The organism is Pseudomonas taiwanensis (genome assembly GCF_013393345.1).
GTDB classification, from domain to species: Bacteria; Pseudomonadota; Gammaproteobacteria; order Pseudomonadales; family Pseudomonadaceae; genus Metapseudomonas; species Metapseudomonas resinovorans_C.
This window is the reverse complement of sequence record NZ_QJRF01000066.1, coordinates 23,342-37,547: the sequence shown is the minus strand read 5'-3', so window position 1 is coordinate 37,547 and position 14,206 is coordinate 23,342. Positions and strand designations below refer to the sequence as shown.

The 14,206-nt window shown below is 65.0% G+C and carries 11 protein-coding genes; 6 read left to right on the top strand and 5 right to left on the bottom strand.

Features of this window, described 5'->3' with window-relative positions; translation table 11 throughout:
- Positions 1–77 precede the first annotated feature (77 nt).
- The 3 genes from DM872_RS17980 to DM872_RS17970 all read right to left on the bottom strand — a co-directional run bounded on the left by DM872_RS17980 (position 78) and on the right by DM872_RS17970 (position 5,822).
- Positions 78–1,043: a FecR domain-containing protein gene (locus DM872_RS17980; RefSeq protein ID WP_179060751.1), complete on the bottom strand. Its 966-nt coding sequence runs from the start codon at positions 1,041–1,043 to the stop codon at positions 78–80.
- Between the two features lie 4 nt (positions 1,044–1,047).
- The gene (locus DM872_RS17975) at positions 1,048–1,572 is read right to left on the bottom strand and encodes a sigma-70 family RNA polymerase sigma factor (RefSeq protein WP_179060750.1); all 525 of its coding nucleotides are present in this window, start codon (positions 1,570–1,572) and stop codon (positions 1,048–1,050) included.
- Positions 1,573–1,694: 122 nt separating this feature from the next.
- Positions 1,695–5,822 (bottom strand): sulfite reductase subunit alpha, encoded by a 4,128-nt coding sequence (locus DM872_RS17970; RefSeq protein ID WP_179060749.1) that lies wholly within the window; start codon positions 5,820–5,822, stop codon positions 1,695–1,697.
- Between the two features lie 593 nt (positions 5,823–6,415).
- Here DM872_RS17970 and nirB point away from each other — a divergent pair.
- Both nirB and nirD read left to right on the top strand, forming a co-directional pair.
- Positions 6,416–8,974: a nitrite reductase large subunit NirB gene (gene nirB, locus DM872_RS17965; protein ID WP_179060748.1), complete on the top strand. Its 2,559-nt coding sequence runs from the start codon at positions 6,416–6,418 to the stop codon at positions 8,972–8,974.
- The gene (gene nirD, locus DM872_RS17960) at positions 8,974–9,342 is read left to right on the top strand and encodes a nitrite reductase small subunit NirD (RefSeq protein ID WP_179060747.1); all 369 of its coding nucleotides are present in this window, start codon (positions 8,974–8,976) and stop codon (positions 9,340–9,342) included. Before nirB ends, nirD begins: the two co-directional genes overlap by 1 nt.
- A gap of 168 nt (positions 9,343–9,510) precedes the next feature.
- Here the strand turns inward: nirD and DM872_RS17955 are convergent, their stop codons facing one another.
- A complete protein-coding gene (locus DM872_RS17955) occupies positions 9,511–9,771 on the bottom strand; it encodes a hypothetical protein (RefSeq protein WP_179060746.1) in 261 nt (86 codons plus the stop codon).
- A 143-nt stretch (positions 9,772–9,914) separates the two neighbouring features.
- Positions 9,915–10,574 (bottom strand): gamma-glutamylcyclotransferase, encoded by a 660-nt coding sequence (locus DM872_RS17950; RefSeq protein WP_179060745.1) that lies wholly within the window; start codon positions 10,572–10,574, stop codon positions 9,915–9,917.
- A 375-nt stretch (positions 10,575–10,949) separates the two neighbouring features.
- Between DM872_RS17950 and DM872_RS17945 the strand changes: the two genes are divergently transcribed.
- The 4 genes from DM872_RS17945 to ppk2 all read left to right on the top strand — a co-directional run bounded on the left by DM872_RS17945 (position 10,950) and on the right by ppk2 (position 14,155).
- The gene (locus tag DM872_RS17945) at positions 10,950–11,606 is read left to right on the top strand and encodes a DUF3313 domain-containing protein (RefSeq protein WP_179060744.1); all 657 of its coding nucleotides are present in this window, start codon (positions 10,950–10,952) and stop codon (positions 11,604–11,606) included.
- A 186-nt stretch (positions 11,607–11,792) separates the two neighbouring features.
- On the top strand, positions 11,793–12,131 hold the full coding sequence (locus DM872_RS17940; protein WP_179061005.1) for a DUF3302 domain-containing protein: 339 nt from the start codon (positions 11,793–11,795) through the stop codon (positions 12,129–12,131).
- 1 nt (position 12,132) lies between these two features.
- Positions 12,133–13,092: an HlyD family secretion protein gene (locus DM872_RS17935; RefSeq protein ID WP_179060743.1), complete on the top strand. Its 960-nt coding sequence runs from the start codon at positions 12,133–12,135 to the stop codon at positions 13,090–13,092.
- Between the two features lie 244 nt (positions 13,093–13,336).
- Entirely contained in the window at positions 13,337–14,155 is an 819-nt protein-coding gene (gene ppk2, locus DM872_RS17930) for a polyphosphate kinase 2 (protein ID WP_179060742.1), read from the top strand.
- The last annotated feature ends 51 nt before the right edge of the window (positions 14,156–14,206 follow it).

Here is a 14,206-nt window from a genome sequence, read left to right as displayed (position 1 = left end):
CCGTTGTCACCAGCTAATTCGGATGGTTCGCGAAAATCGGACATGCGAATGAGAAATATTTTTGATGATGCCTGGGATCAGCGGGGTTCCAGGCTGATCCACCAGGGCAGCGGGCGGCTGATACGGATCGGCAGCACGCCTTCCAGCATCGCCAGGGCCTGCTCGCCGTCATGCAGGGGGAAGCTGCCCACCACCCGCAAGTCGGCCACTTCCGGCGCCACGACCAGGTGGCCATGGCGGTAGCGCGAGAGCTCTTCGACGAATGCCGAGAGCGGAATGTTGTCGGCCAGCAGAACGCCCTTGCTCCAACTCTGTCGCGCCGGGTTCACCGGCGAAACGGCGCTGATCCCTTGGCGGCCCAGGTGTAACTGCTCGCCGGCGCGAGCCACCGCCCTGGCGTCACCCGCCTGGTTGCGGGCCTCCACGGCGCCCTCGTAAACGCTGAGATCCGTGCGACCTTCCCGCTGCAACACGCTGAAGCGGGTGCCCAGGGGGCGCAGTCGGCCCTCCAGCGTTTCCACCAGCAGCGGGCGCGGGTCGCTGGCGGTCTCGATCAGGACTTCGCCCTGGATCAGTTTCAGCAGGCGCAGGTCGTCGCGATAGTCCACGTCCAGCGCGGAACTGCTGTTCAGCCAGAGGCGGGTGCCGTCGGCCAGACGCAGCTCGCTGACCTCGCCGACGGCGCAGTGGTAGTCCGCGCGCCAGGCAGCCAGCAGGTCGGGCAGGCCGCCATGGCGCCAACCCAGCCAGCCCAGCAGGGCGGCACCGGAGAGGGTCGCCATGCCACGCAGCACCTGGCGCCGCGCAGTCGGGCGACGGGCGCCACGCAGGGCCTGCAAGGCGCCTTCGCCGTCCGCCTGCAGCGGCTCGAAGCGCTGGCCGACCCGCTCGACGTAGTGCCAGGCCTGGCGGTGCTGGTCGCACTGGCCATGCCAGTGCTGCCATTCCTGGTGGGCCTGGAGGTCGCCGGGATCGGCGTGCAGGCGCGCATACCAGTGAGCGGCCTGTTGCAGGGCGGCGTGATCGGGTTTGGTTGCGCTCATGGTCTCAGGCCAGCGCCTCGTCGAGCTCCGCTTCCAGCAGCAGGCACTGATACATGGCATCGGCGATATAGCGCGTCACGCTGCGCTCGGAAACCCCCAGGCGCTGGGCGATGTCCTTGTAGCCCAGGCCGTGAAGCTGGGCCAGAAGGAAGGCCTCGGCCACTTTCGTTGGCAGACGGCAGAGCATCGCGTGTACCTGCTGCAGGGCTTCGAGCACTAGCAGTCGGTGTTCTTCGGAGGGGACGAAGGCTTCCGGGCGGCTGGCCAGCACCTCCAGCCATGCCTGCTCCACCTGGCGGCGGCGCCAGAAATCCACGCAGACATTGCGCGACATGCCGCTGAGATAGGCGCGGGCATGGCTCTCGTTGTCGAAGGTGCGTGGCCTGCTCAGCAGGCGCACGAATACATCATGTGCCAGGTCCGCCGCATCGCTGGCGTTGCCAAGCTTGCGGTTGAGCCATGCGCGAATCCATCCGTGATTCTCGCGGTAATACAGCTCGACTTGCCGCTGGTAGGAAGGGGTCGACATCACAGGGATACGCCGGGTTTGGGATTTGGATGCATTTGAGAAAGATTTGCATCTTATGTGTTGCGTTACCGGCTGGCAATCTGAACGTCGTAGGAGCTGTAGGGCGGCATGCGGCCTGTCTCTCAGTACACATCCCTCACATAGCGCTTCTCCCGCGCCATCCTGCCGACATAGGCCTCGGCATCGTCTGAGCTGAGGCCGCCATGCTCGCGCACCACTGCCTTGAGTGCCGCATCCACATCCCTGGCCATGCGGCCGGCGTCGCCGCAGACGTAGAAGTGCGCGCCATCCTCCAGCCAGCGCCAGAGCTCAGCACCTTGTTCGAGCATGCGCTGCTGCACGTACACCTTCTCGGACTGGTCGCGGGAGAAGGCGGTGTCCAGGCGATGCAGGTGGCCGCTGGCCTGCCAGGCGTGCAGCTCGTCGCGGTAGTAGAAGTCGGTCGCTTCCCGCTGCTCGCCGAAGAACAGCCAGTTACGGCCCTTGGCGCCGGAAGCTTCGCGCTCCTGGAGGAAGGCGCGGAAGGGGGCGATGCCAGTGCCCGGGCCGACCATGATCATTGGCCGCTGCGGGTCGGACGGCACGCGGAAGTGGGCGGACTTCTGGATGAAGATCGGCACATCGCCCTGGCCGGCGCGGTCGGCAAGGAAGGCCGAGCAGACGCCGTCTCGATCACGTTCCTCGCACCGATAGCGCACGGTGGAAACGGTCAGGTGGACTTCATCCGGCGTAGCCAGGGGGCTGGAGGCGATGGAGTAAAGGCGCGGTTGCAGGCGCTTGAGGCAGCCCAGCAGTTCCTCTGCGCTGGCGCGGATCGGGAACGCACGCAGCAGGTCGGGCAGTTGCCTGCCCCAGAGCCAGTCGCCCAGTTCCGCCTTGTTCGCCGGCTCCAGCAGGCGCTGGAGCTCCGCACTGTCGGAACGCTCTGCGACGAAGCGCAGCAGATCGGGTGTGACCTTGGCGATCTCGAAATGCCGGCCCAGCGCATGGGAGAGTGGCAGGACGCCCTGATCTCGCACTTCAACCGAATGATTGCCGTCGAGGTCCAGGGCGGTCAGGACCTCGTTCACCAGCGACGGACAGTTGCTGGGCCACACGCCCAGCGCATCGCCGGCCTGATAGCTCAGCCCGCTGCCCTTGAGGTCGAGGACGATCTGCCGGGTTTCTTTGCTCGAGCCCTGCGCATTCAGCACGGGGTTGCGCAGCAGGCGGCTGGCGAGAGGGCGTTGGCGGCTGTAGGCCGGAATCTCTGAATCCTCGGCGGGAGCTCCAACGGTTTGCAGAACCGGTTGCTCCACCACGGCACCGGCCAGGGCCCGCAGGACGTTGGCCAGCCAGGCGCGCGCCGGTTCCTCGTATTCCGGTTCGCAGTCCACGCGCGGTGCCAGGCGACGGGCACCGAGTGCTTCGAGGCGGGCGTCGAGCCGGCGACCGAAGCCGCAGAACTGATCGTAGTTGGAGTCGCCCATGGCGAGCACGGCGAAGTCCAGGCCGACCAGCGAAGGCGCGTTATCCGTGTTCAGGACGCTCCAGAGTGACGCGCCGTTGTCGGACGGATCGCCATCGCCGAAGGTGCTGGCGATCACCAGCACGGTGCCGGCGCTGGCCAGTTCGGCCGGCTGGATGGCGTCCATCGAGCGCACCGTCACTGCGCGACCTTCCGCCTTGAGTCGTTCCGCACAGACGGCGGCGAAGCGCTCGGCATTGCCCGTTTGCGAACACCAGAGCACCAGCAAAGGGTTATCCACAACGGTATTGGGCACCGGTTGTGCCGCTGGTGACTCCCAGCTGCGGGAGAACAACCCGGCGAGGATGCCGTCCAGCAGAAGGCGGGTATCCGCAGCCAGGGGCGCGCTGGCCGGCAAGGTAGGGACGCCACCTTGCTTGCGGCTCTCCTCACTGCGCAGGCCGAGCAGGTAACCCTGCAGGTAGCGCTGCTCGGTTGGCGCCAGGCTGAGGTCGGCACTGTCTTCGAGATTCAGCAGGCGGGCGAAGGCGTTGATCGGCATGTCGGCGAGTTCCTCCGAAAAACCGGCAGCGGCGCTGGCCGCGACCGACTCGACTTCTAGCAAGGGGATGAGCTGGGGGCTGGCCGGCGTGACGGGCGCCAGGGCGACGGCGCTGTACTTGAATTCCGGCTGCAGCGAAATGGGATCGATGGCATCGCTGGTCACCGCATTGATCGCCAGGTCGTCGCCGTAGCGATCATTCCAGTGGAACGGCGCGAAGCAGTTGCCCGGTTGCACGCGGTCGGTGACCACCGCCGGCAAGATGGCGCGACCACGGCGAGAGCGCACTTCAACCTGGCCCTTGTCGACGATGCCCAGACGGCTGGCATCGTTCGGGTGAATTTCCAGGAAGGCGCCAGGGTTGAGCTTGTTCAGGGTGGCCACCTTGCCGGTCTTGGTCAGGGTGTGCCACTGGTGCTGCACGCGGCCGGTGTTGAGCACCAGCGGGAAGGCATCGTCGGGCAGGTCCGCCGGTTCCATGTGCGGACGGGGGAAGAACACCCCCTTGCCGTCCGCGGTGGCGAAGGCAATGGCCGGGCGGGTGCCGTCGGCATTCAGTTTGAGCGCCTGGCTGACGCCGTCGTTGAGGTAGCGAATGGGGTTGCGCGCGTTGGCTTCACTGCCCGGTGCACAGGGCCATTGCAGCGGCCCCTGGCGCAGCAGCTCGAAGCTGGCGCCGCGGATGTCGTAGCCGGTCTTGGGGTTCCAGGCCCGTTTGATCTCGTCGAACACGTCCTCTGCGGAGTTGTAGTCGAAGGCGTCGGCAAACCCCATCGCGCAGGCCACGCGGGCGATGATCTGCCAGTCCGGCAGGCTGTCGCCGGGGGCGTCCACGGCCTTGCGGGTGAGGGTGAGATTGCGTTCGGAATTGATCATCACGCCTTCCGACTCGGCCCACAGCGCGCCGGGCAGGAGGATATCGGCGTAGCGGTTGGTCTCGGTGTCGAGGAATGCGTCCTGGGTGATCACCAGTTCGGCGGCCTGTAGCCCCTCGATGGCGTGGCGGCGATTCGGCACGGTGGCCACCGGGTTGGTGCAGATGATCCAGCAGGCCTTGATGTCTCCGTCACGCATGGCCTCGAACATGGCGACGGTGCCGTTGCCGCCATCCTGGCGCAGGTGCCCGCGTGGGAGTTGCCACAGGTCTTCGATGAAGGCGCGATCGTCCGCCACCAGCAGCGAGCGCTGGCCGGGCAGGCCGGGGCCCATGTAGCCCATTTCGCGTCCGCCCATGGCGTTGGGCTGGCCGGTGAGGGAGAAGGGACCGCTGCCCGGACGGCAGATGGCGCCGGTGGCCAGGTGCAGGTTGCACAGGGCGTTGGTGTTCCAGGTGCCGTGGGTGCTCTGGTTGAGGCCCATGGTCCAGCAGCTCATCCACTCCGGTGCTTCGCCGATCCATTGGGCGGCCTTGTGGATATCCGCTTCAGGCAGGCCGGTGATGGCGGCGACGCGTTCCGGCGTGTAGTCCTCGAGGAAAGCCGGCATGGCTTCCCAGCCTGTGGTGTGGGCGGCAATGAAGTCGGGATGGGTATGGCCGTTGCGATGCAGCAGGTGCAACAGACCGTTGAGCAGGGCGAGGTCGGTGCCCGGCCTGATGGGCAGATAGAGGCTGGCCTTGTCGGCGGTGGCAGTGCGGCGTGGATCGACCACGATCAGCTTCGCCCCGGCCTTGACCCTGTCCATCATGCGCAGGAACAGGATCGGGTGGCAGTCGGCCATGTTGGCGCCCGTCACCAGGAACAGGTCGGCCTTGTCGAAATCCTGATAGGAGCCGGGCGGACCATCCGAACCCAGGGAGATCTTGTAGCCGCTGCCTGCGCTGGCCATGCACAGCCGGGAGTTGGATTCGATGTGACGGGTGCGGATGAATCCCTTGGCCAGCTTGTTGGCCAGGTACTGCGCTTCCAGCGACATCTGCCCGGATACATAGAGGGAGATGGCGTCCGGGCCATGGCTATCGAGCAGGGTGCGGAGGCGTCGCGCGGTGTCGTCGATGGCCTGGTCGATGCTGGTGCGCACCGGGTCGCGGCTGCGTTCGTGGCGCAGGTAGGCGTGCTCCATGCGGCCGGAGTCGGCGAGCGGCTGGGCGCAGGTATTGCCCTTGGTGCAGAGGCGGCCGAAGTTGCTCGGATGATCCTTGTCGCCCGTCACCTTGATCACGCGGTTGTCCGCGACTTCCATGACGATGCCGCAGCCGACGCCGCAATAGGGACACACGCTTCGCACTGTCTTGTTCGCCATATCCCGTTCCTTGCACGGAAACGAAAAAGCGCCATGCCACCCTCCGTCGGAACGGGGGAGACACGGCGCCTTTGTCGTGGGGTAGGGCAATCGGCATTGATTGCCTTGGCGGTGCTATCGCAAGGCACATGCCAAGTCTCCAGCGATGCGCGTGAAGGCTTGGCGGGACGGTGCTTGCGGGTAATTTCCCGCTTGATTCGCAACGTGCTGGATGAGCTTCAGGATGGGGCGCGGAAGGTGCATGCGCACCGTTTTGGTTCTTGTCCGGATGCTCGCGGGATTCGCCGGTGGCAACGGTCGAGGCAGCTGCCGGGCCTGCTGGAGGCCGCGCCGTTGCTGGCGTTGGCAAGGTGGCGCAAAACGCGATTCGGCAATCTGGCACAGCCACTGCATAGGCAGGACCAGGCCCACCGCGAACAACGCGGAGGGCGGCCCGGCAGATCAAAGGCGATCACTCCCGGGATTACAGGTGCCCCAAGCAAAGTGGCTCGGCGGCATCGAAGAACGAACAGGCAAAGGCGCCTGGGACGATAAGTCCCAGGCGCTTTTTTTTGCCCCCAGAAAACGTGATTGGCTTGGGCCGGGTGCTACCTATGAACTCCAACGTCGCTTCCACTGATGTGCAAACGCTGATCGTCATCGGCAATGGCATGGTCGGCCATCATTGCGTCGAGCAATTGATCGAGCGCGGCGCCCTGGACCGCTATCGCATCGAAGTCTTCAGCGAAGAGCCGCTGCGTGCCTATGACCGCGTGCACCTCTCCGAATACTTCACGGGCCGCGATGCCGAATCCCTGGCCCTGAGCGAGGCCAGCCTCTATCAGACGCCGGGCGTGACCCTCCACCTGGGCGTGCCCGTGCTGGGCATCGACCGCGAGCGGCGCGAGGTGATGACCGCCAACGGTAGCCTGGCCTATGACAAGCTGGTGCTGGCCACCGGTTCCTATCCTTTCGTGCCCCCTATTGAGGGCGCCGAAGGCGACTCGCGCCTGGTCTACCGCACCCTGGCGGATCTCGACACCATTCGCGCGGCTGCCGCCCAGGCACGTCGTGGCGTGGTGGTGGGCGGCGGTCTGCTGGGTCTGGAAGCGGCCAACGCGCTGAAGTCCCTGGGTCTCGACGCCCACGTGGTGGAGTTCGCCCCGCGCCTCATGCCGGTCCAGCTCGACGACCTCGGCGGTGCGGCCCTCAAGGCGCGTATCGAAGCGCTCGGCGTGGGTGTGCACCTCTCCAAGGCCACCCAGTCCATCAGCGCCGGCGAGGACTATCGCTATCGGATGAACTTCGCTGGCGAGGATTTCCTCGAAACCGACCTGATCGTCTTTTCCGCTGGTATCCGCCCACAGGATGCCCTCGCGCGCCAGTGCGGCCTCGAACTGGGCGCGCGCGGCGGCGTGGCGATCGATGGCCAGTGCCTGACCTCGGATTCGGACATCTTCGCCATCGGTGAGTGTGCCGCCTGGAACGGCAGCATCTTCGGCCTGGTCGCTCCCGGCTACCAGATGGCCCGCAGCGTCGCCACGCAGCTCTGCGGTGAAGACGCCGATCCCTTCATCGGCGCCGACATGTCCACCAAGCTGAAGCTGTTGGGCGTGGATGTGGGCTCCATCGGCGATGCCCACGGTGCGTTGCCTGGCGCGCGCAGCTACCGCTTCATCGACGAAGCTGCTTCCAGCTACCGCCGGCTCGTGGTGTCCGCCGACGGCAAGCAGGCCCTGGGTGCCGTGCTGGTGGGCGACAACAGCTACTACGACACGCTGCTGCAATACGTGCAGAACGGCATTGCGCTGCCAGCTGACCCGTCCAGCCTGATCCTGCCGGCGGGCGAGGGCGCTCCGGCCCTGGGCGCGGACGCGCTGCCGGCCACCGCCACCATCTGTTCCTGCCACAACGTCAGCAAGGGCGCGATCTGCTCTGCCATCGATAGCGGCTGCACCGACGTCGCCGGGGTCAAGACCTGCACCAAGGCGGCCACCGGCTGCGGCGGTTGCGCGGCGCTGCTCAAACAAGTGGTCGAGCACGAGCTGTCGGCCCGTGGCGTGGCGGTGGACAAAAGCCTTTGCGAGCACTTCGCCTACACCCGTCAGGAGCTCTATGCACTGGTGCGGGTGGAAGGCATCGAGACCTTCGAGGAAATGCTCGCCAAACACGGTCGCGGCCATGTCGGCTGCGAGATCTGCAAGCCGGCCATCGGCTCCATCCTCGCGTCCTGCTGGAACCGGCCGATCCAGGACCCCTGGCTGGTGCCGCTGCAGGACACCAACGACACCTTCATGGCCAACATGCAGAAGAACGGCACCTACTCGGTGGTGCCGCGCATCCCCGGTGGCGAGATCACCCCGGAAGGCCTGATCGCCATCGGCGAAGTGGCGAAGAAGTACGACCTCTACACCAAGATCACCGGCGGCCAGCGCATCGACCTGTTCGGTGCCCAACTCCACGAGCTGCCGGATATCTGGGCGGAGCTGATCGCCGCCGGCTTCGAGACCGGCCACGCCTACGGCAAGTCGACCCGTACCGTGAAGTCCTGCGTCGGCAGCACCTGGTGCCGCTACGGCGTGCAGGACAGCGTGAAGATGGCCCTGGATATCGAGCACCGCTACAAGGGCCTGCGTTCCCCGCACAAGCTGAAGTTCGCTGTCTCCGGCTGCACCCGCGAATGTGCCGAGGCGCAGAGCAAGGACGTGGGCGTGATCGCCACCGAGAAAGGCTGGAACCTCTATGTCAGTGGCAACGGCGGCATGCGCCCGCGCCACGCGGAGCTGTTCGCCACCGATCTGGATGACGAAACCCTGATCCGCTACATCGACCGCTTCCTGATGTTCTACATCCGCACCGCCGACAAGCTGCAGCGCACCTCGGTCTGGCGCGAGAGCCTGGAAGGCGGCCTGGACTACCTCAAGGCGGTGATCATCGACGACAGCCTGGGCCTGGGTGCGGAGCTGGAAGCACAGATGCAACTGGTGGTGGATCGCTACGAATGCGAGTGGACCAACGCCATCAACGACCCGGAGAAGCTCAAGCGCTTCCGCACCTTCGTCAACGACGCGAGCGGCGACCCGGACATCCATTTCGTCAAAGAACGTGGGCAGATCCGTCCGGCGCGGGCGGCCGAGCTCACCTTGATCCCAGTAGCCGAGGAGGTGGTCTGATGATCGAAGCAAGCTTGCAACGCAATGAAGTCCGGGGCCGTTGGCAAACCGTCTGCCGCCGGGAGGATCTGGTGCCTAATTCGGGCGTGGTGGCCCGGGTGAGCAACATCCAGGTAGCGCTGTTCTACCTGAAGGGCGAGGAGGGTGAGCAGTTGTTCGCGGTGCAGAACCACGACCCAATGGCCCATGCCAACGTGATCGGCCGCGGCATCATCGGCCACCTCGGCGGCGACCTGGTAATCGCCTCGCCGCTCTACAAGCAGCACTACCGTCTGGAGGACGGTTCTTGCCTGGAGTACCCGGAGCAGAAGCTGCGGGTATGGCCAGTCAGGTTGCAGGGGGATGTGGTCGAAGTTGGCGTTGATTGAACGGCTGAGTTTCTACGCCGCGCCGGGGGACCAAAAGCGGTTCAGGCCCACCTGATCGTCAGCGGAAAGTCATCCAGAGTGAGCGGCTGTTTCTGTAGGAGCGAGCTTGCTCGCGAATCGCTTGACTCCGAATCTTCGCGAGCAAGCTCGCTCCTACACAAGAAGTTTCTACGTCGCGCGCTGGGCCCGCGCATACATCATGTGTGCATCCATCAGCAGCGCTTCCATTCCCGATAGCAGGGCTTCCTGGCGCAGGCGGTCGGCGGTGCCTGATCCCTGTTCAAGACGCAGGCGTTCGATCAGGCGGCAGACTTGCACCAGCCGGTAGTCGCCCAGGCGGTGGAACGCCTCGGGGCTGGAGTCGTCGCGCACGTCCAGCACGTCGTCGTTGAAGTCTTCCAGAGTCGGGAAGCGATGCAGAGTCTTCATGCCAATTTCCGTGAGTCGGGGAACGCAGAGTCGAGGCCGGAAAACTACTCATTCGCCTCGTAGGGGTTCAAGGCAGACCCGTGCAGGAAATTTCGTGTTGAGTGGTAAGCAGGTTGCCGGGGCAGGAACGGATTGCCACCGCTTCAGCTGAAGACCAGCGCACCCTGCTTGCAGCAACGCACCAGCGCTTCTTCCAGCTTGCGGTCGGGCATGGCGTGGGCGCGGAGGGTGCTCGCGGTTTTCTCCACGTAGTCCCGCGTGCTGCCGTAGTGGCCGCTCGCGCCGTCGAACACCTGGCGCAGCACGTGGTCCGGCAGGGCGCCGGCATAACAGGCGAAGTCACGGCGCAACACGAAGCCAAGGGCCTGCACCTGGGGCCCGCCCGCCAATTGGCAGTTGAGCCATTTCGGCTGGTAGGCGGCATCGGGCATTTCCCGCTGCCAGAGAGCGAACAGGTGTTCGTGCAGTTGCTCTTCCGGAAGGCGATAGGCGAAGCCTGCACAGGAGCCGCCACGGTCCAGGCCCAGCACCAGCCCCGGCGTTTCCGGCGTGCCGCGATGGATCAGCGACCAGAGGTAGAGGCCGCGGTGATAGCCGTGGATACGCGCGCGGCGGGACTCCACCGCAGGACATTCCGGTCGCCAGATCAGCGAGCCATAGGCAAACAGCCAGACGGGCCCGCCGCGATGGCGCGCCATGGTGTTTTCCAGGGAAGCGAGCAGTTCCGCGCGAGTGAGCTGGACCGGCTGCTCGAGCAGGGGCGGGTAGGGCGTGAAAGTGGTTTCTGGAATGCTGCCGGCCATAAGTGAACTGCGATAGGGCTCGTTGTTTGTTTTAGCAGGTAGCGGGTCGTCGGCGAACTGACGGTCGTCGAATTCCGCACAAATTTCTCGCCAGCCGAGCTCAACACGTCCCGCTGATGAATGAAAGGAATGACTTGGCATGCCTTTATCGCGGGGAGTGATAAAGCGCAGCTCGTATTCAATCGGGCGCATCTCCGACGACGTGATGCGGATCGACATGTTTTGTTGCAAGGAACTGCGTCACGCTGTCATCAAATGCGAAATTTTTGTCGTGAGATGCAAAGAGCCAGTTGGCGGCTATCCCTAGGCTTTGCGACCCGGTTCCAAGGGGTGGAAAGCGTGTGCGCCCGCCCCGACAAACTCCTGGAGTCATTCATGGCGAAACCGCTTTGCACCCTTGCGCTGGCAGGCGTTGTCCTGCTCGGCAGCGGCTGTTCCAGCAAGATCACCCAACCCGAGGAGTACTCGGGTTTCCTCGGGGATTATTCGAAGCTCGAAGAAACCATGTCCGCCAGCGGTGAGCCCGTGCTGCGCTGGACCGCGCCGGACTTCGACCCGAAGCGCTACGGCACGCTCCTGGTGGAAAAGCCGGTGTTCCATCCGGCCCAGGCCCCCAGCGACCAGATGAGCCAGCAGACCATGGACCAGATCGCCGCCTACATGCGCATGTCGTTGCAGCGCGAACTGATTGGCAAGGCCCGCCTGGTCGGTACACCGGAGGCGGACACCCTGATCGTGCGTCCGTCCATCTCCGCCGTGGCGATCTCCAACGAGCACCTGAAGGTCTATGAGGTCATCCCGATCGCCCTGCTGGCGGCTGCCACCACCACGGCGGCGGGAGCGCGCGACCAGGAAGTGGCCATCTACGCCGAAGTGGAAGCGGTGGATGCAGCCAGCGGCAAGCCCGTCGTCAGGACGGTGCGCAAGGGCCAGGGCTTGAGCCTGGAAAACCGCAAGACTCCGCTGGTACTGGACGACCTCAAGCCCGTGCTCGATGACTGGGCGCGGGACGCGCGCAACTTCAGGCCCTGACGGGCCTCCCCCGATAAATACCCAGGTGGGAGCCGGTCGATGGCCGGTTCCTTTTCGCGTGCGCCGGAAACACTGGCGCACAGCGGTCTGGCCTCGAATCCGCAACATCTCCGGCGCCTTGCACAACCCAGCCGGATGCGGACGTCTTCCCCCAAAAAACCAGGTGATGAAATGGTAAGTGACGGGATTCTCGATTACTTCGCCCTTGGCGTGCTGTTCTTCGTCGTGATCGTGCTGTTCTACGGCATCATCGTGATCCACGACATCCCTTACGAAATCTCCAAGCGGCGTAACCATCCGCACCAGGATGCGATCCACGCCGCCGGCTGGGTGAGCCTGTTCACCCTCCATGCGCTGTGGCCGTTCCTGTGGATCTGGGCCATGTTGTACCGCGAGGATCGCGGCTGGGGCTTCGGCACACCGAAGGCCGAACTGGAGCAGCAACTGGCCGAGATGCGCCGGCGTCTGGAACGCCTGGAAGGGCAGGGCGCGCCCCGTTCGGCCCGCGCGGTAGAGGAGGCCTGACATGGACCTGTTGCTGATCCTCACCTACACGGCCATCTGCGTTGCCATCTTCAAGATCTTCCGCATCCCGCTGAACAAGTGGTCGGTGCCCACTGCCGCACTGGGCGGCGTGGTGCTGATCGGGACCCTGATCTTCCTGATGAACTACAACCACCCGTACTCCGAAGTGGCGCGCAGTTACTTCGTGTCGACACCGGTGGTTCCGACTGTGAGCGGCCAGGTGGTGGAGGTGCCGGTCAAGACCAACCAGCCGCTGGAGAAGGGCGACGTGCTGTTCCGCATCGACCCGACGCCGTTCGAAAACAAGGTCAAATCCATCAAGGCGCAGCTGGTGTCGGCTCGTGCCGACCAGTCCCGTGCCCGTGAACTGGCTGCCCGCAATGTCGGCAACCGCCGCGACGTGGACCTCACCACCGCACGGGTGGATGACCTGCAGGCACAGCTGAACATCGCCCAGTTCGACCTCGACCACACCGTGGTGCGCGCGCCGAGCAAGGGCTTCGTGACCCATGTGTCGCTGCGCCCGGGCATGATGGCCACGCGGTTGCCGCTGCGTCCGTCGATGGTGTTCATCCCGGACGAGGGCCACTACATCGCCGCCTGGATGCGCCAGAACAGCCAGCTGCGACTGACCCCCGGCGACGAGGCCGAAGTGGCGTTCGACGGCATCCCGGGCCAGGTGTTCAAGGGCAAGGTGAAGCAGGTGATTTCGGTGATCGGCGAAGGCCAGGTGCAGCCCTCCGGCAACCTGCTCAGCTTCACCGGCTCGCCGCCTCCTGGCCGGGTGCCGGTGATCGTCGAGATCACCGACCCGGACTATGCCCGCTACGCATCCCTGATGCCCGGCGGCGCCTACGGTCAGGCGGCGCTCTACAGCGAACATTTCCACCACGTGGCGGTGATGCGCAAGATCCTCCTGCGCATGGCGGCCTGGATGAACTACATCTTCCCCTTCCATTGAGCGTTGCACCTGCCTTTCGCCCTCGAACCTTTGCGGGTGCCGGGGCGACGGGCAGGTGATTTTTTCTGGCTGCGGGAAATCCGGCTTGGGCGGCGCAACGCGTTGTTGCTCACCGGTTTCAAGGACTGGCGGGACGTTCCCGCCGGCCGGGTGCGGGACGGTCACAGGGAGTACCCGAGCGCGTCTGGACAACTGCATGGATTTCGCTGCGCGGAATCCGCATGTCTGACAGAGAGAGGGATGTATGACCGGGAAAACCGACAAGTCCAGGGAGTTGGCCAACGGCCTCAGGATGCCTCGCAAGCAGTACGAGGCGGAGCTGAAAAGGTTGCATGTCGAACTGGTGAAGCTGCAGCGCTGGGTGGTGCAGGAGGGGATCAAGGTCTGCGTCGTCTTCGAAGGCCGGGATGGGGCCGGCAAGGGCGGTGTGATCAAGGCCCTCACGGAACGCACCAGCCCGCGCATCTTCCGTACCGTCGCGTTGCCGACGCCCACGGAGCGGGAGAAGTCGCAGATGTACGTACAGCGCTACATCGGCCACTTCCCGGCCGGTGGCGAAGTCGTGATCTTCGACAGGAGCTGGTACAACCGCGCGGGCGTCGAGCGGGTCATGGGCTTCTGCAGTGACAAGGAGGTTGAAAAGTTCTTCGCCTTCACGCCGCTGTTCGAGCGCGCGGTGGTCGAGTCGGGGATCATCCTGCTGAAGTACTGGCTGGAGGTCAGTCCGCAGGAGCAGGAGCGCCGGCTCGAGGACCGCATCCGCGACGGGCGCAAGACCTGGAAGCTGTCGCCGATGGACATCAAGTCCTTCACGCGCTGGGACGACTACACCCGGGCGCGCGATGAAATGTTCATGGCGACCGATACCGCGTGGGCGCCCTGGCATATCGCCCGCTCGGAGGACAAGCGCCGTGTTCGCCTCAATGTCATCCAGCACCTCCTGGACCAGATTCCCTACGCGGACGTCCCCGAGGAAAGCGAAGCGAAGCTGCCCAAGCGCGGCAGGATCGGGACCTATCAATCCCCCGATTATCCCTTCCGCTACATCGCCCAGCGGTACTGAACCGCCAGGCGCCGAGGTTCGCCTCACCGCCCCGGGCTGCGTTTATCCGGC

Coding starts and splice junctions, on each gene's coding strand:
- DM872_RS17980 (WP_179060751.1), bottom strand. CDS start 1,043: ATGAGCGCAACCAAACCCGATCACGCCGCCCTGCAACAGGCCGCTCAC.
- DM872_RS17975 (WP_179060750.1), bottom strand. CDS start 1,572: ATGTCGACCCCTTCCTACCAGCGGCAAGTCGAGCTGTATTACCGCGAG.
- DM872_RS17970 (WP_179060749.1), bottom strand. CDS start 5,822: ATGGCGAACAAGACAGTGCGAAGCGTGTGTCCCTATTGCGGCGTCGGC.
- nirB (WP_179060748.1), top strand. CDS start 6,416: ATGAACTCCAACGTCGCTTCCACTGATGTGCAAACGCTGATCGTCATC.
- nirD (WP_179060747.1), top strand. CDS start 8,974: ATGATCGAAGCAAGCTTGCAACGCAATGAAGTCCGGGGCCGTTGGCAA.
- DM872_RS17955 (WP_179060746.1), bottom strand. CDS start 9,771: ATGAAGACTCTGCATCGCTTCCCGACTCTGGAAGACTTCAACGACGAC.
- DM872_RS17950 (WP_179060745.1), bottom strand. CDS start 10,574: ATGGCCGGCAGCATTCCAGAAACCACTTTCACGCCCTACCCGCCCCTG.
- DM872_RS17945 (WP_179060744.1), top strand. CDS start 10,950: ATGGCGAAACCGCTTTGCACCCTTGCGCTGGCAGGCGTTGTCCTGCTC.
- DM872_RS17935 (WP_179060743.1), top strand. CDS start 12,133: ATGGACCTGTTGCTGATCCTCACCTACACGGCCATCTGCGTTGCCATC.
- ppk2 (WP_179060742.1), top strand. CDS start 13,337: ATGACCGGGAAAACCGACAAGTCCAGGGAGTTGGCCAACGGCCTCAGG.